This window comes from Curtobacterium sp. AC272 (assembly GCF_979258155.1).
The window spans coordinates 1,859,394-1,883,165 of sequence record NZ_OZ409838.1 but is presented as its reverse complement, the minus strand read 5'-3'; the positions used below and the strand labels follow the sequence as shown (position 1 = coordinate 1,883,165).

16 protein-coding genes and 2 pseudogenes are annotated in these 23,772 nt (G+C 65.5%); 10 read left to right on the top strand and 8 right to left on the bottom strand.

Features of this window, described 5'->3' with window-relative positions; all coding sequences use genetic code 11:
* Positions 1-17: 17 nt before the first annotated feature.
* Positions 18-1,190: an L-rhamnose isomerase gene (gene rhaI / locus ACZZ0J_RS09610; RefSeq protein ID WP_463436491.1), complete on the bottom strand. Its 1,173-nt coding sequence runs from the start codon at positions 1,188-1,190 to the stop codon at positions 18-20.
* A gap of 495 nt (positions 1,191-1,685) precedes the next feature.
* Here rhaI and ACZZ0J_RS09605 point away from each other — a divergent pair, with 495 nt between their 5' ends.
* The 7 genes and pseudogenes from ACZZ0J_RS09605 to ACZZ0J_RS09575 all read left to right on the top strand — a co-directional run bounded on the left by ACZZ0J_RS09605 (position 1,686) and on the right by ACZZ0J_RS09575 (position 8,501).
* Positions 1,686-2,990 carry an ABC transporter substrate-binding protein gene (locus ACZZ0J_RS09605; RefSeq protein WP_463436489.1) on the top strand — a complete coding sequence of 435 codons (1,305 nt, stop codon included), beginning with the start codon at positions 1,686-1,688 and terminating at the stop codon, positions 2,988-2,990.
* A gap of 122 nt (positions 2,991-3,112) precedes the next feature.
* On the top strand, positions 3,113-3,928 hold the full coding sequence (locus tag ACZZ0J_RS09600) for a carbohydrate ABC transporter permease (protein ID WP_463436487.1): 816 nt from the start codon (positions 3,113-3,115) through the stop codon (positions 3,926-3,928).
* Entirely contained in the window at positions 3,925-4,803 is an 879-nt protein-coding gene (locus ACZZ0J_RS09595) for a carbohydrate ABC transporter permease (RefSeq protein WP_463436485.1), read from the top strand. The genes ACZZ0J_RS09600 and ACZZ0J_RS09595 overlap by 4 nt, the downstream gene beginning before the upstream one ends.
* 2 nt (positions 4,804-4,805) lie before the next feature.
* Positions 4,806-5,981 (top strand): annotated as a pseudogene (locus ACZZ0J_RS09590) (family 78 glycoside hydrolase catalytic domain); the annotation flags it as partial.
* 80 nt (positions 5,982-6,061) lie between these two features.
* Positions 6,062-6,292: pseudogene (locus ACZZ0J_RS09585) on the top strand (alpha-L-rhamnosidase-related protein); the annotation flags it as partial.
* Between the two features lie 101 nt (positions 6,293-6,393).
* Positions 6,394-7,419 (top strand): alpha-L-rhamnosidase-related protein, encoded by a 1,026-nt coding sequence (locus ACZZ0J_RS09580; RefSeq protein WP_463436483.1) that lies wholly within the window; start codon positions 6,394-6,396, stop codon positions 7,417-7,419.
* A 26-nt stretch (positions 7,420-7,445) separates the two neighbouring features.
* Positions 7,446-8,501, top strand: coding sequence for a LacI family DNA-binding transcriptional regulator (locus ACZZ0J_RS09575; protein WP_463438169.1), 1,056 nt, complete (start codon positions 7,446-7,448; stop codon positions 8,499-8,501).
* Between the two features lie 67 nt (positions 8,502-8,568).
* On the opposite strand, the gene ACZZ0J_RS09570 is transcribed toward ACZZ0J_RS09575, so the two are convergent.
* Together ACZZ0J_RS09570 and ACZZ0J_RS09565 are read right to left on the bottom strand one after the other, a co-directional pair.
* Positions 8,569-9,558 carry a LacI family DNA-binding transcriptional regulator gene (locus ACZZ0J_RS09570; RefSeq protein ID WP_463436481.1) on the bottom strand — a complete coding sequence of 330 codons (990 nt, stop codon included), beginning with the start codon at positions 9,556-9,558 and terminating at the stop codon, positions 8,569-8,571.
* 160 nt (positions 9,559-9,718) lie between these two features.
* Positions 9,719-12,082 carry a GH116 family glycosyl-hydrolase gene (locus ACZZ0J_RS09565; protein WP_463436479.1) on the bottom strand — a complete coding sequence of 788 codons (2,364 nt, stop codon included), beginning with the start codon at positions 12,080-12,082 and terminating at the stop codon, positions 9,719-9,721.
* A gap of 503 nt (positions 12,083-12,585) precedes the next feature.
* On the opposite strand from ACZZ0J_RS09565, the gene ACZZ0J_RS09560 reads away from it, so the two are divergent.
* Positions 12,586-13,806, top strand: a complete 1,221-nt coding sequence (locus ACZZ0J_RS09560) for a multidrug effflux MFS transporter (RefSeq protein ID WP_463436476.1) — start codon at positions 12,586-12,588, stop codon at positions 13,804-13,806.
* 72 nt (positions 13,807-13,878) lie between these two features.
* Here the strand turns inward: ACZZ0J_RS09560 and ACZZ0J_RS09555 are convergent, their stop codons facing one another.
* From ACZZ0J_RS09555 to ACZZ0J_RS09545, 3 genes are all read right to left on the bottom strand, one after another.
* Complete coding sequence (locus ACZZ0J_RS09555) at positions 13,879-15,384, bottom strand: family 43 glycosylhydrolase (RefSeq protein ID WP_463436474.1); 1,506 nt, start codon at positions 15,382-15,384, stop codon at positions 13,879-13,881.
* Positions 15,377-17,791, bottom strand: coding sequence for a glycoside hydrolase family 3 N-terminal domain-containing protein (locus tag ACZZ0J_RS09550; protein ID WP_463436472.1), 2,415 nt, complete (start codon positions 17,789-17,791; stop codon positions 15,377-15,379). Before ACZZ0J_RS09550 ends, ACZZ0J_RS09555 begins: the two co-directional genes overlap by 8 nt.
* 134 nt (positions 17,792-17,925) lie before the next feature.
* Entirely contained in the window at positions 17,926-18,612 is a 687-nt protein-coding gene (locus ACZZ0J_RS09545) for a TetR/AcrR family transcriptional regulator (protein ID WP_463436470.1), read from the bottom strand.
* 83 nt (positions 18,613-18,695) lie between these two features.
* Here ACZZ0J_RS09545 and ACZZ0J_RS09540 point away from each other — a divergent pair, with 83 nt between their 5' ends.
* Positions 18,696-20,135, top strand: a complete 1,440-nt coding sequence (locus ACZZ0J_RS09540; RefSeq protein ID WP_463436468.1) for an MFS transporter — start codon at positions 18,696-18,698, stop codon at positions 20,133-20,135.
* A 70-nt stretch (positions 20,136-20,205) separates the two neighbouring features.
* A complete protein-coding gene (locus ACZZ0J_RS09535) occupies positions 20,206-22,044 on the top strand; it encodes a flavin-containing monooxygenase (protein WP_463436466.1) in 1,839 nt (612 codons plus the stop codon).
* A gap of 29 nt (positions 22,045-22,073) precedes the next feature.
* Here the strand turns inward: ACZZ0J_RS09535 and ACZZ0J_RS09530 are convergent, their stop codons facing one another.
* The gene (locus tag ACZZ0J_RS09530; RefSeq protein WP_463438168.1) at positions 22,074-22,193 is read right to left on the bottom strand and encodes a hypothetical protein; all 120 of its coding nucleotides are present in this window, start codon (positions 22,191-22,193) and stop codon (positions 22,074-22,076) included.
* A complete protein-coding gene (locus ACZZ0J_RS09525) occupies positions 22,154-23,539 on the bottom strand; it encodes a family 43 glycosylhydrolase (RefSeq protein WP_463436464.1) in 1,386 nt (461 codons plus the stop codon). Before ACZZ0J_RS09525 ends, ACZZ0J_RS09530 begins: the two co-directional genes overlap by 40 nt.
* Positions 23,540-23,772: the final 233 nt, after the last annotated feature.

The following is a 23,772-nucleotide window of genomic DNA, read 5'->3' as shown; positions in this document are numbered from 1 at the left end:
CTGTGGTTGTCATGTGTCTACGCGCCCCAGCCGGCTTGGACGCCGCCGACGCGGTCCTCGGCGATCGACTGCTGGTAGCCCGACTCCAGGTACGCGCGCATCGGGTTCGCCGGCAGGCCGCGGGACTCGCGCCACGCGGCGAGGTCCGCCCGGACGTCGGTCTGGTACGCGTCCATGAAGACCTCGTTGGCGCCGAGGACGTCGTGCGCCTCTTGCGCGGCGGTCAGGGCGACGCGGTCGAGGAGCAGCGCCCGGGCCGTCATCTCCTGCACGTTGAGCACGGAGCGGATCTGACCGGGGATCTTGTCCTCGATGTTGTGGCACTGGTCGAGCATGAACGCCACGTCAGGGTTGTCGTAGCCGCCGCCGCGGATGACCTCGACCAGGATGCGGAACAGCTGGAACGGGTCCGCTGCGCCCACGATCAGGTCGTCGTCGGCGTAGAACCGCGAGTTGAAGTCGAAGCTGCCGAGCTTGCCGAGGCGCAGCAGCTGCATCACGATGAACTCGATGTTCGTGCCGGGGGCGTGGTGGCCGGTGTCGAGGCAGACCATCGCCTTGTCGCCGAGGGCCGCCGTCTGCACGTAGCTCGTGCCCCAGTCGGGCACGTCCGTGTGGTAGAACGACGGCTCGAAGAACTTGTACTCGAGCACCAGGCGCTGGTCGGCACCGAGGCGGTCGTAGATCGTGCTGAGCGACTCGTGCAGGCGGTCCTGGCGGGAGCGCATGTCCTCCTGCCCCGGGTAGTTCGAGCCCTCGGCGAGCCAGATCTTCAGGTCACGGCTGCCGGTGGCGTCCATCACGTCGATGCAGCGCAGGTGGTGGTCGATCGCCTTCTGCCGGATCGACTCGTCGACGTGGGTCAGGGCGCCGAACTTGTAGTCGTCGTCCTGGAACGTGTTCGAGTTGACGGTGCCGAGGGAGACCCCGTGCTCCTGGGCGTGACGCTTCAGGTCCGCGAAGTCGTCGACGACGTCCCACGGGATGTGGAGCGCGACGGTGGGGGCGAGCCCGGTGTACCGGTGCACCTGCGCGGCGTCGGCGATCTTCTCGTAGGGGTCGCGCGGGGTGCCCGGCGTGCTGAACACCTTGAAGCGGGTGCCGGAGTTGCCGAAGGCCCAGGACGGGAGCTCGATCTGCTGGCGTGCCAGCTGGTCGGCGATGCCCGCGAAGCTCGGGGTCGATGTCATCGTGTCACTTCCTCGCGAGTGGCCTGAATCGTTTCAGACTGCGGAGACCGGGGGAGCCTTCCGCACGTACATACGGCTTGCCCTGTGGCGCCGCATCCGGCCGGAATCCGTTGGAGCGTTAGCAAACGCGCCTCGTCGGCCCTGAATCGTTTCAGAGAGTAGGTCGTCGACTTCGCTCGGCGCAAGCGCAATTTCGGTCCGCATCGCCAGCGTCGGTCCCCGTGCTGGCCCTGTCGGCCTCCTTGCGAGACGAGTTTGCTCCAGGCTTCGCCCGCCACTCCGGCTACTGCGGCGATTCTCGGGGGCAAGCGGTGAGACGAGGATCTCAGCGAAGGCGTCCGCAATATTGCGTGGTCGCAGCTCAAGTCCGTTGACACCCGTTCAACGGCGGACCTAGCCTGTCCCGCGTCGTGGTGTAGAACGGTCTACGTAGAACGGTCTACGCGAACTTCGCCTCGCCACCCCGAGCGCGGCTTGAACCCAATGGAGGGTCAAATGAAAATTCGTTCGAAGGCCGCTGCTGCGTCGATCGCAGCGCTTGTGGTCGCTGGACTCGTGGGGTGCTCGAACCCCACCTCAAACAACGCTGACAACTCTGGTAACGGCGACGTCGCCCCCGCTAAGAGCATCACCGTGTGGCACAACACGGCGGACACGCCGGCGCTGCTGGACCTCTACAAGAACTTTACGAAGAGCACCGGCATCAAGGTCAACCTGGTCGACATCCCTTCGAACTCCTTCGAGACGACGACCCAGACGAAGTGGACGACGGGTGACCGCCCGGACATCCTCGAGTACCACCCCACAACTGCAGCGATCTTGCAGTTCAACCCCTCCAGCTTCCAGGACCTCTCATCTGAGGCCTTCGTGAAGAAGTCGGGAGATCTGTACAAGAGCGCCGGTTCGTACCAGGGGAAGGTCTACTCGGCCATCACGCAGCTGCCCAGCATCTTCGGCCTGTACTACAACAAGGCCGCGCTGAAGAAGGCTGGCGTTGATGTGCCGAAGAACTGGAGCGACCTGCTCGCCTCCTGCAAGGCTCTCAACGCCAAGGGCATCACGCCGATCTACGAGTCTGGCAACAGCCAGTGGCCTACCCAGATCCTGCCGGCGGCGTACCTGGCCGACAGCAACAAGAACAACACCTACGGCCAGGACCTCTTCGAGAACAAGGAGAAGGTCAACGACCCGAGCGGCGCTTTGTTCAAGGGCATCAAGGCGTACAAGGGTCTGCAGGACGCTGGTTGCTTCCAGAAGGACGTTGCGACCGGAACGTTCGAGAAGGCGACCGACGCGGTGTACAACGGCTCGGCGGCGATGACCGCGCTGCACTCTGATGCGCTCACGCAGTTCGAGCAGGGTGCCGGCAGCGCCGATAAGGTCTCCGAGGCAGTCGGGTTCACCGGCATCTCCGCCAAGAGCAACACCGCGTGGTACGGACCGAGCCCCCTCGGCAGCTACTACGCACCGAAGACCGGCGACAAGGGGCGACAGGCCGCTGCGCTGAAGTTCATCGACTACGCCACGGGCAAGGGCTACAGCAAGCTCATCGAAGAGGGCAAGACCTTCCCTGTGATCCAGGGCGTCGTGGACCCGACGGGTCTCTCGGCGATTCAGAAGGAATTCAAGACGGCGTACGACAACGGCGCCACTGTGGGAACCAACCTCCCCGGTTGGAACACCTTCCCGGCCGAGCTCAGCAAGCTTCTTGCCGGGCAAGAGACGCCGACCCAGGTTGCGGACAACATGCAGTCCAGCGTCGCCCAAGCGGCGAAGGCTGCTGGGGTCAAGGGATGGTAATCTCCGCTGTCGAGCAGGACAAGCGGACGGTCGGGGAGCGCTCTGCGAAGCGCTCCCCGGCCGGGGCCGGCCGGCCGAAGCGTTCTCGCACCCGCTGGCTGTGGTTCATACTCCCGTCCCTGGTGCTCGTCCTCGTCTTTTTTGTCGTCCCCTTCCTGCTGAACGTCCCGTTCGCGTTCACGCAGTGGACTGCTTACAGCCCGGTCATCAGCTTCAACGGAATCAGCAACTTCGAGTTCCTGTGGCAGAACGGCACGTTGCAGAACGCGGTTGTCGTCACCCTCGCTTACGCGGTGGTGGCGATGGGGGTGCAAAACGTATTCGCCATGGCGCTCGCTCTGACACTGCGTAACACCACACGCACAAACTCGTTCTTCCGATCCATTTTCTTCCTACCGGTGTTGATCTCGCCGCTGGCCGCCGGCTTCATTTGGCGCGGCATCGTCGACCCCCAGGGCCCCCTGAACTCCGCGATCTCGGCCATCATTCCGGGCTTCGACTACGCGTGGCTCGGCCACCCCGTCAGCGCGCTGGTAACCGTGGCGTTCATCGACGGGTGGAAGTGGTCCGGAATCGCGACGCTCGTGTACATCGCTGGCCTGAACAGCATCCCCGACGAACTGATGGAAGCGGCGCAGCTCGATGGCGCCGGCCCGTGGAAGCGCTTCTGGCGGATCAGCTTCCCGCTGCTCGCACCTGCGTTCACCTTCAACATCGCGACGACCCTCATCGGCGCGCTCAGCGCCTACGACGTCATCGCATCGACCACGAGCGGCGGTCCGGGGAACTCCACGACCACCATCAACTTCGCGTTGCAGCAACAGTTCGGCTCGAGCTTTTACGGCACGGCCAGTTCATTGGGTCTCACCGTGACCGCACTCGTCATCGCGATCGCGGTCCCGCTCGTCATCTGGCTCCGGAAGAGGGAAGTGGCATGAGTGCTCTGGCAATCCCGAAGACGTCCTCGAGGCTGTCGGTCGACCGACGTGCACGTGGTCTCGCTCTCCTCAAGTACGGGCTGCTCACCCTGTTCGCTGTGCCGTGGGTCGGCGTGCCGTTGTGGATGCTGCTCGTCAATTCCTTCAAGCCCGTCGGTGAGGCCTCGCAACTCTCGCTCGCCCTCCCAAAGCAGTGGGCGATCGCGGAGAACTACACGGCCGTGTTCGTCACCGGCAACTACCTCACCGGTCTTCGGAACAGCCTCCTCGTAGCGGTCCCCACGATCCTCGTGGTCCTGTTCCTTGGTTCGCTGGCGTCGTGGGCTTACGCGCGGAGCACGTCGAAGGTCACACAGGTGTTCTTCTACATGACCGCGTTGTCGATCCTGCTGCCGCCAGCGATCATCCCCACGATCTACGTGCTGAGCAGCCTGCACCTTGATGGCTCGATCCTCGGCTATGCGTTGATGCAGATGGGGACACGCATCGGTGGTGTGATCTTCCTGACCACGGGCTTCGTCCGAGGGCTGCCTGTCGACCTGGAGGAAGCGGCGTCCATCGACGGGGCTTCGCGACTGCGGATCTACTTCTCGGTGCTGCTGCCGTTGCTCCGCCCGATCCTCTTCGTTGGAGCGGTCCTGCTGGTGATCTCCGTGTGGAACGACTTCTTCTTCGGTCTGCTCCTGCTCCGCGGCGGCGACAACGCCACGCTGCCGCTGACGATGTACTCGTTCGCGAGCTCCGGGGAACATGGGCTGAACTGGAACCTCGTCTTCGCTCACGTCGTGATGACGAGTCTGCCCCTCGTCATCGCCTACCTGTTCGCGCAGCGCCAGGTGCTGGCCGGACTCACCGAAGGGTCGCTGAAGGGTTGAGCGTGCACAACACTCCGGCCAACGTCCGCGTCGAACACGTCACGTCAGCGCTAGGTGTCGACATACCTCGTCCGCGGTTGTCGTGGGATCTGCCTCGAGGTGGTGACCAGGGCTCGTATGAGCTTGAAGTTGTGGCACCGACGGGTGAGCGCTGGACAGAGAGAATCGACTCCGCTGACACCGTTCTTGTGCCGTGGGTGGGCCCCGACCTGCAGTCCAGAGCCCGCCGTCGGGTGCGCGTGCGAACCTTCGACTCGGCCAGTCGTCCGTCGCCTTGGAGTAATCCCATCGACGTAGAAGCGGGACTCCTCTCCGCTTCGGACTGGTCCAGCAGATACATCGCTTCATCCCCCAACACAGAACAGCCGGTTGTTCTGCGCGGAACGTTCGAACTCGCACGCCCGGTCGTGCTTGCGCGCTTGTACATCGCGTACCGCGGAGTCGGGGAACCGGTCATCAACGGCAAATCAGCATCGGAAGAAGTGCTCGCGCCGGGGTGGCAGTCGTACGAGCACCGCGAGGTGTACTCGACCCTCGATGTCACTGCTCTCCTCCAAGTGGGGAAGAACACGTTCGACATCTTCCTCGCCGACGGCTGGTACCGGGGACGTCTCGGCTTCCTCCAGCAGCGGGCGCTGTACGGCGACCGGATCTCCGCGATCGCTCAGCTGGAGTACGAGTACGAAGACGGCCGTCGGGAGACTGTTGGCACCGACGCCCACTGGCGTTGGGCAATCGGACCGCTGCAATCCTCCAGCCTCTACGACGGCGAAGTTTACGACGCGCGCCAGGAAGTCGTGATCTCCGACTACGAGGAGGCACCGAGCGGAGGCTGGGCCGATGTCGAAGTCCTTGGAGACGCTTCGGCTCGACTCGAAGCACCGGTCGGCCCGCCGGTTCGGCGTGTGCAGGCAATCCGCCCGGTAGACATCGGCAAGTCACCGTCTGGAAGGACGATCGTCGATTTCGGCCAGAACCTGGTCGGCCGCGTGCGTCTGAGCGTGGAGGGTGCTGCCGGAACGACAATCACTCTGCGGCATGCGGAGGTACTGGAGCACGGCGACATTGGCGTGCGACCACTCCGCAGCGCCCGCGCCACGGATGCGTATGTGCTGAAGGGCGACGGCATCGAGACCTGGGAGCCGCGCTTCACGTACCACGGGTTCAGGTACGTCGAGGTGGAAGGCTGGCCCGGCGGTGCGCCCCGAGCCGAGGACCTCACCGCGCTCGTCATCCACAACGACATGGAGCGCACAGGGTGGTTCAGGTCGTCGAGCGGCGACCTCAACCGTCTGCACGAGAACGTCGTGTGGAGCATGCGGGGAACTTCGTCTCCATCCCGACGGACTGCCCCCAACGCGACGAGCGTCTCGGGTGGACCGGGGACATCAGCGTCTTCGCGCCGACCGCGACCTTCTTGTACGACTCGGTCGGTTTCTTGTCATCCTGGCTGCGGGACCTCGCCGCGGAGCAGCACGATGACGGCCTCGTCCCGTTCTTCGTGCCCGATGTGCCGTTCACGGACGAGGTGAAGGACGTGCCGGGCCTTGCGTTGTCGCACACAGCGGTGTGGGGGACGCTGCGGTCATCGTGCCGTTCGAGCTGTACCGGGCGAGCGGTGACGTCGAGGTACTCGAGCACCAGTACGAGTCGATGCATCGCTGGGTCGACGGTGTCCGTTCGCTCCTCGATGAGCGTCTGGTCTGGGACGAAGGATTCCAGTTCGGCGACTGGCTCGACCCGACGGCGCCGCCCGACGACCCCGCTGCAGGTGCGACAGAGACCGCCCTGGTGGCCACAGCGTACTTCGCCAACTCCGCACGCCTGCTGAGTGAGGCCGCGGCGCTCACCGGGCGACCGGACCACCAGAGGCAGTACGCCGACCTGGCCGACCGCGTGGGGGAAGCCTTCCGCACGCGGTTCGTCCTCCCGGAGGGCACACTCACCAGCGACACGCAGACGGCGTACGCGATCGCGCTGTGCTTTGAGCTGTTCGACGACGTTGCACAGCGACAGTCGGCATCCCGTCGGCTCGTCGAACTCGTCCGCGGATCGGGTCACCGGATCGCCACCGGATTCGTCGGGACCGCACTGATCCTCGACGCGCTCGTGCTCGCCGACGCCCTCGACGATGCGTACGAACTGCTGATGCAGACCGAATGTCCGTCGTGGCTTTACCCTGTCACGATGGGGGCGACGACAGTTTGGGAGCGCTGGGACAGCATGCTTCCGGACGGATCGATCAACCCGGGTGAGATGACGTCGTTCAACCACTACGCACTCGGAGCAGTTGCCGACTGGTTGCACAGGGTCGTTGGTGGATTGGCGCCGGCGGCGCCGGGATGGTCCAGGATCCGCGTCGCGCCCCGGCCGCACAACGCGGTTCGCTCCGGTATGGCAGCGCACCGCACGCCCCATGGCATGGCGTCCGTGCGGTGGGAGGTCTCGAATGGTGTACTCCGCGTCGAAACCGTCGTGCCCCCAGGGACGACCGCAGAAGTAGACCTCCCGGGCGAAGAACCTCGGACCGTGCAGTCCGGGGAGCACCTGTTCGAATGCCGCTGGGACCAGACCGGGCCCAGTGCGTCGGTCTCGTCGGGAGTGGCAGCTCCGTGACGCAGACGGAGCCGACGAAGGAGGTCGTGGCGCGGCCGGTGGAGAGAGGCAGCTCTCCCCGCCGCGCCACGATTCGCGACGTCGCGGAGAGGGCTGGAGTGTCAACCGCTGCCGCCTCGAAGGTGCTTCGAGGTGCCTACGGGGTCAGTGACAACATGAAGTCTCGCGTACAGATGGCCATGCACGAGCTCGGGTACCGACCGAACGCTGCAGCGCGCGGGCTCCGCGGCAAGACGTTCACTATCGGCGTCATGCTCTCCGACATTCACAACCCTTTTTTCGGTCTGCTAACCGACGGCATCAGAAGCTCGCTCTCCGCTGCCGGCTACGAAATGCTTCTTGGCCCCGGTGGCGGAAGCCCACGATCTCAGCAAGGCATGATCAACGCGCTCACTGATCGCGGGATGGACGGATTAGTCCTGATCGCACCGGTTGTAGGTGGAAACCTCCTTGAGCAGCTCGGCAGCCAGCTGCCGATGGTCGTGGTCGGCCGGCACGGGTTGGGGCACACTTACGACACTGTCGCCGGTGATGATCGTCGAGGTTCGTCCCTCATCGTGGATCACCTCGTCAGCCTCGGCCATCAGCGCATCCTGCACCTGACAAATCGGCACGAGAGCTTTGATGAGCCAGAGACGCCGGAGCGGGAACGCGCTGCTGGTTACGTGGAGGCAATGGAGCGGCACGGACTGGGAGAGTTCGTCGACGTCCGGCCGTCGACCTGGAGTGACGTCGGCGGACGGGAGGTTGCTCAGCAGGTACTGGCCATGCGTCAGCGTCCGACGGCTGTCCATGCCGGCGCCGACGTCGCGGCATTCGGGTTGCTTGCCGAACTGTGGGGCGCAGGCGTTGGCGTCCCGAGCGATCTCTCGGTCGTCGGGTACGACGACTCAGCGATGGCGAGTATGCCGCCGATCAACCTCACCACGGTGAATCAAAGTGGAGTCAGGATGGGTGAGCTCGCAGCGCAGACGCTCCTCGAGCGCCTCGACGGACGTACCGACCCACGCGCCGAGCTGATCGAGCCGACGATGGTGGTTCGGGGGACGACCGCCGCACCGTCCTCGCGCCACGCATCCTGATCGGAGTACGGCGTCGACGCGAGCCGAGTCGAGAAGGGACCCGGGGCGCTGTCAATGCATCGTCTGGTCAGGCTCCAACCAGCCGCGTAGATTCGCGGATCACGAGCTTGGTCGGGAGTTCCACTCGGTCGCCGCGAGCCTCTTGACCTGCTCGCAGCTGTTCGATCATCTCGACCGCTCGAGCGGCGAGCGAACGGATCGGCTGGTGGATCGTCGTCAGCGCGGGGTGAAGGACGGCCGAGCGGGCTGTGTCGTCGAATCCGATCACCTGCACATCATCCGGAATCGTGAGGTTCAACCGCCTCGCGGCCGCGTACACACCAATGGCCATATTGTCGTTGCAGGTGAAGACGCCGGTCGGTTGATCTCGACCGAGAACCGGAGCCAGCTCATCAACGAGCGGACGGGTGGTCCAGTCGCTCTTCACCACGGTCATGCTTGCCTCCGGGGCGTGGTCGTGGACCGCGCGCATGAAGCCGCTCTCACGAGCACGTCCGAACCGCAGTCGAGGTTCTCCAGTCACGCAGACGAACCGTCGAACGCCGAGACCAACGAGGTACTCGCCGGCGTCGTAACCGCCCTGCCAGTTGGTTGTTCCGACGCTCTGGAGCTCGTTGGCCGCGTCGGATGACGGTTCGAGCAGGACCATTGGAATCTTCAGTCCGCTCAAGCGTGTCAATTGTGCTCGCGTGGGCTGGATGAGCCCGAGGATGACGCCGGCCGGCCCGCGCCGAGCGACCCGCGCCGGCCAGTCGTCCTCGGGGTCGTCGCGCTCAAGAGTGAGGACCAGGTCATAGCCGAGACGTGCCGCTGCTTGTCGCGCGCCGGTGCTGACCTCCGCGGTCCACGCGTCATCGTATGTTCCGAGGACCAGCTCAATCGTGCGCGGGTCGGTCGATCCGGGGCGCCCGCGAGTGGTGGTAAACCGGTTGTACCCGAGTGATCGCGCGGCCTCCTGGACGCGTAGGCGGGTACCTGCTGGTAGCTCGCCCCTGCCGGATAAAGCACGGGACACGGTTGTCACGGACACGCCGGCCGCCGAAGCAACGTCCGACATGGACACTCGACGGCTGCTGCCGGAAGGTAGCGCGGGCATAAAGGTCCTCCCACATAAGTATCCCGCACTTCGCCCAACTTCGTGGTCGAGGTCCTCTGGAAACAGGACCTCCCGGCCCTGCATGACGCTGGGCCGGGAGGCGGGTACTGAAGGGGAGGAATCAGCGGTTGAAGTGGTGCCGCCACGCAAGGACGTCGACGACCTGCCAAACTGCGAGGTTGCCTTCCCAACCGGGGTAGAGGAAGGATCCCGTGTCGCTTGCCTCGTAGCTGATAGGGGTGTTGAACTCGTAGCCATGCTCCGGCACGTCCCACAACTGACTCGAGACGGCTGAAGCAAAGCCCAACCCAGCTGATCGGAGCGACGAGTCACCGTACCGTTCCCCGGCACTGGCGAGGTTCGCTGCGAACGCGTAGTTCGCCTGCGGCCACACGGATCCCGAGGACCCGCTCGGTGACACGAGGAGGTTCGCGCCGACAGGTCGGCCCTGGCTGTCCTTCAATCCCGAAGCGAAACGCGCCACAGTTCGCAGGTGGTCACGGTAATGGGTCTGGTTCACCACGTCGGGCAGCTTCGCGCGCTCCGCGAGGTACTGCGCGAGGAAGGTGGCGATAAGCGCGTCGTCACCGCCGGCGCCGTCGCTCTCGGGAAGCGTGTAGCGGTAGTAGCCGGCAGACTCGTTCCAGAACAGCTTCTCGAAGTCGGACTTCGCTGCGCTGAGGTCGGACTTCCATCCAGCAAGGATCGTCGGATCTTCGCCGGACTGCTTGCCGGCATCGATCATTGCTTCCGTAGCGAGGATGTACAACGACGACACGTACGAGTCGAACCGGTTTGAGGGGATGCCGTTGTAGGCGTTCGACATTGCCTGGGGGCTGAGCAGCCCGGGCGCCGGGTGCTTCGCCGACGGCACTTCCGGCAAGGCGTGATCGGCGGGGATTGTCTTCTGAAGGTAGGCGAATGTCTTCTTCATGGCGGGGTAGGTGAATCGGAGCGCCTTTTGGTCGTGGTTCCGCTCGGCGTAGTCGTACATCCGGAAGATGCTTTCCGAAGGTCGGTCGAGGAACCAGGAGAGCCCAGGGCCAGAGTCGGTGCCCTCGTTCCACTTGATGAACGGGTTGTCGCCCTCTGCTTCGTTCACACTGAAGTCTGCTGGGTCCCCGTGGCTGGTGGGCGAGAGGATCGCCTCTGCTTTGTTCTCCATTCGGTCCCGTTCTATGAATGGGAATAGCTCCGAATAGACGACGTAGCTATAGATGCCGATCTCGCCGCCCTGGCCGAGGGTTGACAGTCCCCCGGAATTCGCGTCAAGGCCGAGGTAGCTGTGGGTTCCGGGTACCTGGGCTCCTGCGCGCTGCGCTGTGGACTGTGGCGCACTGTTCCGGACGAGTCCGCCCTCCCACAGCGAGGTGTGGAAGGTGACGTTGGCAAGCTGGTTCAGCGCTCCTTCCTTGATCGTGTCCGGAAGCGTTCTCGAATTGACGAGCGGCTCCCACCAGTCGAGCACCTTCTTCAGCGTCTTCTCACGATTCATGAGGGCATCACGTGCGATCGTGTAGCTCTGGTGGAAGGGGTAGCTGCCGGCGATGTAGTCATTCGTGCGCGTCTCGCGGGCGCCGTAGTAGTTCGTGTAGTGCCGCATCCACACCGACTGGTTGTTCGCGAACGCCACCTGCGGGAAGTCCCATGTGAGAGTGAACGGGATGGTCTTCACCTCTCCCGGCTTGAGCGTCGCCGCGACGGCGATCGCGCCTGCCGAAGAGGACTTGTCAATCGGGCGATCTCCGAGCGTGCCCGTCGCGGAGAAGGGCGCGTAGACATCCGACCCGTCTCCTGCAGCGTTCCAGGAAGTCGTGTAGCTGAACGTCTCGTCCGTGCCCACCTTCGCCGCGAGTGTCCACTCGGACTTCTCGGCGTCGGGGGTGTTCTTCGCGGAGTCGGCAGAGAGAGTCACCGCGCGGACTCCCGTGCGCGCGTCCTGCTTGTATTGGCTGTTCAGGCCTTCGCGAACAGTTGCTGGCTGCGTGCCCTGGTGTGCTGCAACGTTCGGCATGGTGAACATGGTGGAGACCTTCGCGGTCTTCCCGGTGGTGTTGGCGATGCGGATGTCGAAGTTCGCCACGGGAAGCGAGCTCTGCTTTTCGTCTCGCGCGACGATGGGGGAGTAGAAGCGCATGGACACGTTGGTCTTAAAGGGCTTGTACTTCATCCACCCGAATGGGTAGAGCGCGGAGTAGTCCGCATCACCCTTGGACAGGGTATTCCAACCCGAAAGCGGGTCGCCCCAGCTGCGTTGCGCGAGTGCGTCACCCTTGTAGTCGACGGCGTGGGACCCATCGGTAGCGAGGGTCCGGACCTCTGCGGGAGCGTTGCCGACCTGTTCGCGCACGTGGAAGGCTGCCTGTGGCAGCGCCCGGCTCTCCCAAGCCTTGTCCTGGGATCCGCCGAAGAACCAGGGGCCGAAGGTGCCCGACTGGTTCACCATGAAGCTGCCGGCACCGATGCCACCGAGGGGAACCCCCATGCCGGGTTCCGTCATCGGGAAGGTGATTCCCGGGTAGGGCCAACCGGGGAGTCCTGCTTGCATGCGTACGGCAGAAATCCTTGAGGGCAGGTTCCGGTGGTGATGTCTCCGAGCGGCCGGGTCGTTGCAGCCGAAGGTATGTCGAACCCTGCACCCGGCCGTGCAGCGTGTGCGGCCAGCGGGGTGAGCCCGGTCGAAGCGAGGGCGAGGGCGAGTCCGGCGACGACGCCTGCGATGAGAGCCCTTGGAACGTGCGGCCTCTGGCGTCGCCCCGGGCGCAGTCGGGGGAGAGTGGACATCATTCATGACTCCTATGTCAGTGATGTGCGTTGCCGATGCATCGGCGGTGAGGTAGGCCCTGCGCAGGGTGGCATCAGAGTAGTTACGGCTCCGCTAGCTGACGAGCGCCCCGGGCATTTTTGCGCAAGGGTGGGCGCCTATGTCGGTCCGGTGGTTCGCTCAGTGGTTGCGCAGGCCGACGCCGCTTCTTGCCGAGGAGATCCATGACCCGCTCGATCCTTGAGTCGTCAGCGGCACGACGGCGGACTATCGTTCTCGCTCTGGGTGGCCTCATGGCGCTCGGTCCGTTCACGATGGACCTCTACCTCCCCGCCTTCCCCGTAGTTCAGCAAGAACTGAGGACAAGCCAAGCCGCGGTGCAGCTGACGCTGACGGCGACAGCGGTGGGGATGGGTGTCGGGCAGCTTGTCGCCGGACCGCTCAGCGACCTCGTCGGGCGCCGCCGGCCCCTGCTGTTCGCGGCGGTCCTGCACGTGCTCTCGAGCATCGCGGTCGCGGCCGCTCCTACGGTCGTGGCAGTGAGTGCGGCACGATTCGGGCAGGGAGTCGGGGCCGCGGCGGGCGGAGTTGTCGCAGTCGCTGTGATTCGTGATCTGTACGGCGGACAGCGCCTGGTTCGGATGCTCGCAAATGTCGCGTTGGTGGCGGGCCTCGCGCCGATCGTCGCTCCCGTGCTGGGGGCACAGCTCCTACTTGTGATCTCGTGGCGGGACATGTTTGTCCTCTTGACCGGCTTTGGGATCCTGATTCTCGCGCTTTGTGCCAGCGTCGTACCTGAGACGCTGTCTCCGGAACTCCGACGCGAGTCACGAGCGGCAGGAGCGCGCGCACACGTTGGTGCGGTGTTCAGGGACCGGACGTTCGTTGGAGCCGCAATATGCGGTTCGATGGTCTTCACATCGATCGTCACGTACATTTCCGCCTCACCGTTTGTCTTTCAAACGGAGCTCGGCCTGAACGCTCAGCAATTTGGTATGGCCTACGCAGTGAATGCGGTTGGGCTCTTTGCTGCGACTCAGATAGCCGCGCGATTGATGCGAGTGATCCAGCCCGCGTGGCTGCTCGCGTTCGCCGTTGCCGCGCTCGGACTGAGCGGATGCGCACTCGCCGCGCTCCAACTCACCCATGCGGGCCTCCTGCCGGTCGCGGTTGCGAGCTTTGCGCTGGTTGCTTTGACGGGCGTGGCCAATCCAAGCCTCAACGTTCTGACGCTCGAGAACCATCCGCGACGCGCAGGCACCGCGGCCGCGGTCACCGGCTTCGCCAACTCAATTGTTGGCGGTTTGGTGTCGCCGCTTCCGGGCCTTCTGGGCGGTGCGAGCGCTGGTTCTCTGGGAACGGTCGTTATCGCCGCGATGATCGTGGCGAGTGCCGCCGTGTGGCTCGTGATCCGACCCTGGACAGTTCCGCGGCTGACGGACTGATTTCAGCGGGCGCGACTGCGTCGAGGGGTGTCCCTGTGTGCGCGGTCTTCGCCCGTGCCATGGGCGCTTCTGTCAGGGCAGCGGCCGGTACGAGAACGACGACACCCGACTCGGTGAACCGGTTCCGCCGATCTCGAGGACCCGTCCAGTGAACCCTCCTGCGACCTCCGTGGAGACGTATCGCCCGTCGAGTTCCGCGAGGACGGTCTCGATGCCGTCGACGCAGGCCAATAGTGAGATCACGTCCGGTCCGGCTTTCCCGTTGGGGATGCTCGCGTCGGTGGGCGCTGTGGCTTTGATCGTGACCTCGACCGGGCCGGTCGCTACGGCAGGAGCAGGCCACGACGTGCTGAGCCCTCCAACGCGAGCGCGGGCCGTCAGGCGTCCGTCGCGCAGAGTGACTGCATACCAGTGGCGCGGGTCGATGCCGAGCCGCAACTCACCCCCGCCCGTCAGGACCGCTGCCGCCTCCCAGCTGAGGTCGGTCACTCGGGTACTGATGTGAAGGCCTCCATGATCGACATCTCCGCTCAGAGCGCCGCCGTGACCGATAACGTCCTGTGGTCGTCCGCTTGCGACTACCCACCGCGGGTGGAGTGGGCCGTCGAACCGCTCTTCGAACGCCGTGTTCCGTCGAGGCAAGCGGTATCGCTCTTCGTCGAACACTGGCCAGCCGTCGACCCAGTCGATGCCTGCAAGGAAGGTCTCACGACCGAGGACATGAAAGCCCGGCGTCGGTCCCTTAGCGCGAACGCCGAGGTACACCGATGCCCACGAGCCGTCCGGAGCCAGCACGAAATCGGCGTGCCCAACGTTCTGCGTGGCGTGGCCGGTGCTCCTGTGCGTGAAGATGGGATTGGTTGGGCATGCTTCGAAGGGGCCGCTCGGTCCGGTCGACCGCGCAACGGTCACGCAGTGCCCGCGCTCGGTTCCACCCTCGGCGAGGAGCAGGTACCAGTAGTCGCCAATCTGGTACAGGTGCGGGCTTTCGGCGGCCGTCATCCCGGAGCCTTGCCAAACGCGGTACGGCTCCGCGAGGAATGTTCCGGTCGAAGGGTCGATCGGGACCTGGTGAACAGCCTGCCCTCCGACGATGAAGTCCAGCACGTGCCAGGTGAGGTAGCACGTGCCCTCGTCATCCCACGCGAGATCCGGGTCAATCCCGCCCGCTGCGGGAACCGGGATGGGATCGCTCCAGGGCCCAGCGGGGTCAAATGCCCAGTAGATCTGCTGTCCTTCGTCGAACCTTGCCGCGTTCGTCGTGATGTACCAGAAACGGCCGTTGTGGTGGCGGAGGGTGCCCGCGAACAGGCCGGAGGACGGCAGCACGCCGGCCGGATCGAACTGCTCGCGTCGGGTGAGTATGTTGCCGATTTGTGTCCAAGTCAGCAGATCTCGGCTGTGGAACAGTGGCACACCGGGAAAGTACTCAAAGCTGGAGAACGCAAGATAGTAGTCGTCTCCGACCCGGCACACCGTCGGGTCGGGGTGGAACCCGGGCACGATTGGCTCGAGGGCCGCGCTCACTGTCTCACCAGTAGCACGAGTGACGTTGACGGTCGAGTTGGTGTCAAGCATTGGTCACTCCGACTCGAGAGAAGAAACTGCGATCGCTTGCTGCGAGCGGACGACGATCTCCCGTGATGCGGAACGACCCGCTCACAGCGCGGTGGTCGGAGGACAGTCCGAGCCAGACATCCACGGTGCCGGGCTCGATGCTGAACTCCCGGAACCGGTCCGTGTACCCGAGTTGCGCGGCGTCGACATCAAAACGGACACGCGCTCGTTCGCTTGGTTCCAGCGTCACTCGCGTGAATCCACCCAGCTGCTGTTCCGGCCGCGTCACGCCGACGCCCGTCGCGCGGAGGTACAGCTGCACGGTCGCCGTGCCGGCTCGCTGACCCGTGTTCTCGACCGTTACTTCGACGTTTGCGGTGCCATCCGACGTGATCTCGCTGCTGACAGAGAGGTCCTCGAATGCGAAGTCGGTGTAGGTGAGTCCGTGGCCGAATGGGAACAGCGGCGTTGCCGGCATGTCCAGGTAGTGCTCGGCGACGTCCGGTGGGAGCGGGTTGCGCTGGCCGGTCCCGCTGCGCTGGTGATGATAGATCGGCAGCTGACCGACGTGGCGTGGGATCGTGTACGGCAGCTTCCCGCTGGGCTGCGTCTCACCAAAGAGCACCTCCGCAACACCGGAAGGACCAAACGGGCCTCCGTATGGAGCCACGAGGATCGCGTTTGCCGCCAGCACTGACTCCGGCAGTGTGTAGGCGCGGCCTTGAAAGAGGACCACGACAAACGGCTTCCCAGTCGCGGCGACAGCGTCGACCAGCCGTCTTTGCGCCGCGGGCAACTCGATGTCCGCTGTGTCGCTGGCCTCGCCTTCGGTCCGATCACCGTTGAACCACAGGCTGGCGCCACCGAGCGCGAGCACGGCGATGTCTGCCTGCTCCACGATCGCGAGGGCACGTTCGACGGCGTCGTCCTCACCCGCCATGATGAGCCCACTGCCCTGCGCGTAGTCGACCTCAGTTCGGGTGCGAATCTCGTCCAGGAGCGTAGTCGCGTCGAGACGATCGCGCACGAAATCCTCCACCGGGACCGCGGGGAACACGCTGTTGTTCCACGCCGCCATGCCCGGGTCGACGCCGATCATGTTGCCCATGCCGCCCGAACTCATGAAGACAGTCATGTCTCGGAACGCGGGGTAGCTGTACGTGGGGAACTGGTACCGAACGGCGTTGGCGTGGGGGCCGACCAGAGCAACTCTCTGTTGGTTCGGCGCGAGTGGGAGCAGCCCATCGTTCTGCACGAGGACGACCGATCGCCGCGCGAGTTCGCGCGACAACTCAGCGCCTTCCGCGGCGACTGCATCGACGTCGATGCGCTCTTGCGGGTACGGGTTTTCGAACAACCCGAGACGGAACTTCGCGGTGAGCACCCGATGGGTAGCCTGGTCCAACGTGGCGAGGTCGAGGCGTCCCGCCTCGACCTCGCCTACCAGGGCGTCGCCGAAGCCGAACGGGGTTGGGAACTCTGTGTCGAGCCCCGCTTCGATTGCAAACCGTCCCGCTTCCGCCGCCGAGTGAGCTGCACGCTGTCGCTCAACCACCTGCTGCAGCGTGCTGTAGTCGGAGGAGACAAAGCCGTCGAAGCCGAGGGTGTCGCGGAGCAGGTTGGTCAGTACCTCTGAGGAGACAGCAGCGGGCGTGCCGTCGACGTCCGCGTAGGAGTTCATGACGGACGCGAGACCGGCGAGCTGAATCGCGGCCTCGAACGGAAATGCGAACAGATCGCGGGTTCGTCGGGGGCCGCCCTCATACGCGGAGAGGTTGATGCCGGTTTCGGGATTGCCGTACCCGATGAAGTGCTTCGCCGTCGCGACCACTCCATCTCGCAGGTCCCGCGACTGCAGCCCCTTCGTGTACGCGACGCTCATCTGACCGACCAGGTACGGATCCTCGCCGTACGTCTCGTGAGTTCGTCCCCACCGCGGATCGAGAGCAATGTCCATGTTGGGCGACAGGGCCTGACGGACGCCGACCCGCTTCATTTGCTGCCGGATGACATCTGCCATCTGTTCGATGAGTTCCGGGCTCCAGCTGGCGGCGAGGCCGATGGCGGTCGGGAACACCATGTGTCCGCCGGCGAGGAATCCATTCAGCGCTTCTGCGTGAACCAGCAACGGGATCCCCAACCGGGAACCTTCGATGACCGTGCGCTGCAGGTCGTGGACGATGTCCGCCATGGTTGCCGGATCGTCGACGCCGAAGTTGCAGATGAACCCAGGAGGGCTTTGCAGCATGGCGTCGAGTTCGGCGGGCCGTTGACCGTCCCGCCTCGTGATGTGCCAGGGCGGAGCCGAAACGAGCTGATGCGCCTTCTCGGTGTTCGTCATGAGCGCGAGGAGCGCGGAAGCGCGCTCTTCCGGCCGTCGTGTGGGGTCGAGATGGTCAGATGACGGCTTTGTCATGGTCACTTCCATGGGACAGTTTTGAGGGGCACTACCAACACCGCGTGCAGGCGCCCTGCGACGCTATGTGACCCCGACCAGACACTCCACCGCGTTGCGCAAAAACCCGGCCACTGTTCCGGCTGCGGTCGGCGGGCCGTGTGGGGTCACCGCTCGGGCTCGGTCCACGGGGCAAGCCACATTCCCGTGATGCCGTCGGTCAATCCGGTCGCGAACGACTCCCAAGTCTGTCGACACGCATCCGCGCGCGTCGCTGCGAGCGCTTCCTCACGTTCCGCGAAGCCGTAGGTGATGAGCTGCCGAGACATGGCGTCTCGTTGCACTCGGACGAAGTCCGGGATGTCCGGTCGGCTGCGTTCGATCCCGGCAAGGGCGTCCTGGAGCGACGTAGACGACAGCGCCTCGTCCGTGAATACCTGACGAAGGGATGGGTCAGCCACGAGCTGCGCTGTCAGCCGCGCGTACCACGTGAGCGGGCCCAGGGACGCGAGGTGCTCTGCGGTCGGCCGGACCAGGCAGTCGACCCATGTGCGCACGTCTGCGGACAATCCAGCGTCTCCCACGAGGACGGCTCGGCGGTTCTCGACGTCGTCCTGGTGGCGACGAACGATCGCCCTGAGGAGATCGGACTTGGTGCCGAAGTGGTAGCCCACCGCGGTGTTGTTGCCCTGTCCGGCGGCCTCACTGACCTGACGGTTCGACACTGCGCCGATCCCGCGTTCGGCGAACAGCCGTTCGGCCGTGTCCAGCAGTGCCGATCTCGTTGATTCGACTCGCTCGCTCCGGGTCAGCGACGGCTCTGGGGTCGAGCGGCGTTTCTGTTGGTCGTCCACGGACATCAGCACACCACAACCATCGCTGCTTGTTTCAATCAAGCGACTGACTTACAGTGGGATCCCATTGCTCAGGAGGAACTATGACCGTGTCAACGACGGAAGCCGCACGCCCGGCTGGTGGTCCAGCCCATGGGACCGTCGGGGCCCGGCCGAGCAGTGGGAGGACCGTGGTCGTTCTCGCGTTCGCCGGGATCGTTGTCTCGCTCATGCAGAGCCTCTTGATCCCGCTGATCCCCCAGCTGCCGAAGTTGCTGAACGCGTCTCCCAGCGACGCGACCTGGGCTGTGACCGCCACCCTCTTGGCCGGAGCTGTTGCGACGCCCACGGTTGGCCGACTCGGTGACATGTTCGGGAAGCGTCGCATGCTCGTGATCAGCGTCGTCCTGCTCGTGGCTGGCTCCGTCATCGGCGCGCTGAGTGTGTCGCTCGTCCCGCTGGTGATCGGCCGTGTCCTCCAGGGCCTCGCTGCCGGCGTCATCCCGCTCGGCATCAGCATCATGCGAGACGAACTCCCCGCGGACAAGCTCGGCGGTGCCACCGCCATGATGAGCGCTTCCCTCGGCGTCGGAGGGGCGCTCGGTCTCCCCGCAGCCGCGATCCTCGCCGACAACTTCGACTGGCACGTCCTGTTCTGGGTGGCAGCGGTGCTCGGCGCGGTGGCACTCGCGCTGGTGATTACGCTGGTCCCGGAGTCCCCGGTGCGAAGCGGCGGGCGCTTCGACTACGTCGGCGCGATCGGCATCTCTTCCGCGCTCGTCGCGCTGCTGCTGGGCATCTCGAAGGGCGCGACGTGGGGATGGGGTTCCCCACTCACGATCGGTCTACTCGTTATCGCTGCCGTCGTGCTCGTGCTGTGGGGCACATGGGAACTCCGGACGACAGCGCCGTTGGTCGACCTGCGCGTGACCGCCGGACGGCAGGTCCTGCTGACGAACGCCGCTTCCATGATCTTTGGATTCGCGATGTTCGCCATGTCGCTGGTGCTCCCGCAGCTGCTGCAGACGCCGTCGTCGACTGGGTACGGCCTCGGTCAGTCGATGCTCGTGGTCGGACTGGTCATGGCGCCGTCCGGCCTCGTCATGATGGCGGTCGCCCCGCTGTCCGCAAGGATCTCGCGAGCGGCCGGTCCGCGGGTGTCGTTGATGGTCGGAGCCGCGACCGTGGCGGTGGGGTACGGGATCAACATCGTGCTCATGTCCGCCGTCTGGGAGCTCGTCCTGGTGTCGGTGCTCATCGGAGCTGGCATCGGAATCGCCTACGGCGCGATGCCTGCCCTCGTGATGGGAGCGGTACCGCAGAGCGAGACCGCCGCTGCCAACAGTCTGAACACGCTCATGCGATCCATCGGCACGTCGTTGTCCAGTTCGGTAGCCGGCGTAATCCTCGCGCAGATGGTCACCCATACAGGCAGAGCGGCGGTGCCCACGCAGGCCGCGTTCCAGACGGTGCTCGCCATCGGCTCAGGAGCCGCGCTCGTAGCTCTGTCCATCGCGTTCTTCCTGCCGAAGCACCGCAGCTGACGGTAGGCCGTCCGCGGCTGGCTCAGCGCGCACCACAGTGACGCAAACGAACAGGAGAGAGATGACTGCCATGCAGACCGAACCCACGATCGACCTCGAGGAGCTGCGGGAGAAGTACCGATTCGAGCGCGACCGGCGACTACGACCGGACGGCGCGCGTCAGTACCGCGGCACACGGGGCGCGTTCGGCTACTGGGCACGAGACCCCTACACTCGAACGACGAGTCGGGAGCCTCGACACGACGCCGTCGAAGTCCTCGTCATCGGTGGCGGTTTCGGCGGACTCCTCACCGCGGCGAAGTTGCGCGATGCCGGTTTCGACTCGGTCCGTGTGACGGACGAAGCGGGCGACTTCGGAGGGACCTGGTACTGGAACCGGTACCCCGGCGTCCACTGCGACATCGAAGCGTCCGTGTATTTGCCGCTGCTCGAGGAGGTCGGGACCAGCCCCACGCGCCGGTACGCGCCGGGCGCGGAGATCCGCGCGCACGCAGTGCGCATCGCCAGGCACTACGACCTGTACGACGACGCGCTCCTGCACACCCGGATCACCGAGCTGCGTTGGGACGAGGCGGACCTGGTGTGGCACGTGCGCACGGACCGGGACGACCACATGCGCGCCCGCTACGTCGTTGTCTCCTCGGGCACGCTCACGCAACCGAAGCTGCCGGCGATCCCCGGGTTCGACCGCTACCGCGGGCACACGTTCCACACCAGCCGTTGGGACTACGCCTACACCGGCGGGGACGAGACCGGAGGGCTGGTCGGCCTGCGTGACAAGCGCGTCGCGGTGGTCGGGACCGGCGCCACCGGCGTGCAGGTCATCCCGAAGGTCGCGAAGGATGCGAAGCACCTCGTCGTCCTGCAACGCACCCCGTCGAGCGTCGACGTGCGCGACAACCGTGACCTCCCCGAGGGCTGGACCGACGGGCTCCCCGCAGGTTGGCAACAGCACCGGATGGACAACTTCCTCGAGACGGTCTCGGGAGAGGAGCCGGAGGTCGATCTCATCGACGACGGGTGGACCGCCACGGCCCGACTGCAGCGACAGATGCTAACCGGAGCCTCCCGTGATGACCTCTCACCGGAGGAACGCGAACGACTCGACGAGATCGCGGACGCCGCCAAGATGGACGCAATCCGCCAGCGGGTCGACGAGATCGTGGTCGATGCGGACACCGCCGCGAAACTGAAGCCTTGGTACCGCTACATGTGCAAGCGCCCGACCTTCAGCGACGAGTACCTTCCCGCGTTCAACCGGGCGAACGTGACACTCGTCGACACCGCGGACACGGGAGGCATCACGGCCATGTCCGAGAACGGGGTCCTCGTCGGAGACCGCGAGTACGAGGTCGACTGCGTGATCTTCGCCACCGGCTTCGAGACGGGCGTCTCCGGGGTCGTCTCCGGTTCGCTCCCGGTCATTGGTGCCGGCGGTATGCCGTTGCTCTCGGCGTGGGCGCAGGGGCCTCGCACGCTGCACGGTATGACGTCCCACGGCTTTCCCAACCTGTTCCACCTCGGGTCGTTTCAAAACGCGAACTCCGTGAACTTCGTGCACATCCTGCAGGAGCAGGCCGTGCACATCGCTGCGGTCCTGGCAGGCGCGCGCACCAGTGGTGCTGCGCGAGTCGAACCGTCAGCCGCGGCGCAGGACGCCTGGGCCGCCACGATCCGCGAGGTGGAGGTCGACAACGGTCGCTTCCTCGAGGCCTGCACGCCTGGCTACTACAACGGCGAGGGCTCCCGCCTGCGGGGAGGCGGGGGTACGGGCCCGGCCCCGTCCGTTTCCACAGGCTCCTCCGAGAGTGGCGCGACGTGCACATGGGCGATGTCCTGGTGCCGCAGGAAGTCGATCGCCCCGATGACCGCTCCGCCTGCGGCCCGCGGCGCACCTGACGCCAAGTAACGCGCATGCGGCGGCACGGCGATCTGCGGTCAGGCCCGGGCGGTGGCGTCGTCCGTTCCTTCGTACCGGAACGACGCAACGGACGTCTCGGCCGCCGCGGAGATGCCGATCATCCGACCGGTAAAGCCGCCCGCCACCTCGGTCGACAGGTACCGGCCGTCGAGTTGCCCGAGCGACGTGAACGTGGACCCCGTCCTGATGCCCAGGACGATCTGGTCCGGCCCGTTGCGGGGGTACCCGCGCGCCCTCGTGCGGGTTCGGTGCGGATCTCGACGACGACGTCCGACACGGCGACGGAACTCCCAAGTGAGAACCACTGGTCGTCGATGACGGCGACCGCTTGCGCTCGGGCTCCGTCGGTCTCGATGAGCACCCGGTGACTCGGATCGATCCTGATCTCGAGCGCAGCAGTGCCGCTCCGCGGGTGCAACCGAGCGGAGGTCCGGGTGAAGAAGTGTTCCTGGCGTCGCCCGACGAACGTCGTCCCACCGCGCGGACGCAGTGTCCACGCCTCGCGCTTCCGGGACAGCACGTCGGAGGGGAAAGCGTCCGGCGAGACCCAGGTCAGCGGGATCGCCGACGCCGGGAGCTCCTCCACCGACGTCGAGGGCCGACGCGGCTCGACAGGCGCACCGATGACGGGCCACCCGTCCTCCCAGGCCACCTCGACGGCGAACGTCTCCCGCCCGAGGACATGCCACGCCGGTGTCGAACCGCGCGGCCGGGTCCCGAGGAACACCATCGCCCAAGAGCCGTCTGATCGCTGCACGAGATCGCCGTGGCCGGTGCTCTGCGTGGGCGACGCGGTACTCCTCGCCGTGAGGAGCGGAGAGGAAGCGGCCGGTTCGTAGGGCCCGGAGATGCTGGTCGACCGCGCGACGGTCACGGCGTGTCCGCGCTCGGTGCCGCCCTCTGCGATGAGGAGGTACCAGAACCCGTGGACGTGGTAGAGGTGCGGTCCCTCAGGGAACTGTCCGCCCGTTCCGCGCCAGAGCACTTCGGGACGGGAACCCAACTCGCCCGACCGCAGGTCGAGCCGGGCCTGCAGGATGCCTTGAGCCCCGGGTGGTAGCTCGCCCGACCAGGTGATCCAGGCCGTCCCGTCCTCGTCCCACGCGAGGTCGGGATCGATACCGACGGCACCTGGCACGCGGATCGGATCGGACCAGGGGCCGCCCGGATCGGTTGCGCTGACGAGGAGCTGCCCAGGACCGTCGTCGACGTTGGTCGTGATCATCCAGAACCGACCGTCGTGGTGGCGAAGCGTGGGCGCGTACACGCCGCCCGACGGGCGCGTCGACGAGGGCGTGAACTGCTCTGCGCGTTCCAGGACGTGACCGATCTGTGTCCAGGAACGCAGGTCCGACGATCGGAACACCGGAACGGCCGGGGCGTACTCGAAACTCGAGTTCACCAGGAAGAACTCGCCGCCGACCGCGCAGACGCTCGGGTCCGGGTGGAAGCCCGGTATCACGGGTGTGGTGGGTAGACGCATGCTCGGCTCCTGTGGTTCGGACGCACCGGACGGGAGCGCTGCGGTCCCGTTGTGACGTCGACGGCACCCTGCGGCGCGGCACCGCGGGGCAATCGGTCCGGAGTGTTGCGCGAAATCGAGCCCTGTCCGACGCGACGCCGACCTGCTGTAACAGGATCGTAACTCTTGACCATTGCGTGGCTGACGGAGCCGGGCTACCTTCGCTCAACAACAACGTGTTGTCGACAACATAC

Excerpts from the sequence above, each read along its gene's own strand:
- ACZZ0J_RS09595 (WP_463436485.1), top strand. The coding sequence starts at position 3,925 with ATGAGTGCTCTGGCAATCCCGAAGACGTCCTCGAGGCTGTCGGTCGAC.
- rhaI (WP_463436491.1), bottom strand. The coding sequence starts at position 1,190 with ATGACATCGACCCCGAGCTTCGCGGGCATCGCCGACCAGCTGGCACGC.
- ACZZ0J_RS09555 (WP_463436474.1), bottom strand. The coding sequence starts at position 15,384 with ATGCTTGACACCAACTCGACCGTCAACGTCACTCGTGCTACTGGTGAG.
- ACZZ0J_RS09535 (WP_463436466.1), top strand. The coding sequence starts at position 20,206 with ATGCAGACCGAACCCACGATCGACCTCGAGGAGCTGCGGGAGAAGTAC.
- ACZZ0J_RS09560 (WP_463436476.1), top strand. The coding sequence starts at position 12,586 with ATGACCCGCTCGATCCTTGAGTCGTCAGCGGCACGACGGCGGACTATC.
- ACZZ0J_RS09540 (WP_463436468.1), top strand. The coding sequence starts at position 18,696 with ATGACCGTGTCAACGACGGAAGCCGCACGCCCGGCTGGTGGTCCAGCC.
- ACZZ0J_RS09565 (WP_463436479.1), bottom strand. The coding sequence starts at position 12,082 with ATGGGGGTTCCCCTCGGTGGCATCGGTGCCGGCAGCTTCATGGTGAAC.
- ACZZ0J_RS09570 (WP_463436481.1), bottom strand. The coding sequence starts at position 9,558 with ATGTCGGACGTTGCTTCGGCGGCCGGCGTGTCCGTGACAACCGTGTCC.
- ACZZ0J_RS09550 (WP_463436472.1), bottom strand. The coding sequence starts at position 17,791 with ATGGAAGTGACCATGACAAAGCCGTCATCTGACCATCTCGACCCCACA.
- ACZZ0J_RS09605 (WP_463436489.1), top strand. The coding sequence starts at position 1,686 with ATGAAAATTCGTTCGAAGGCCGCTGCTGCGTCGATCGCAGCGCTTGTG.
- ACZZ0J_RS09525 (WP_463436464.1), bottom strand. The coding sequence starts at position 23,539 with ATGCGTCTACCCACCACACCCGTGATACCGGGCTTCCACCCGGACCCG.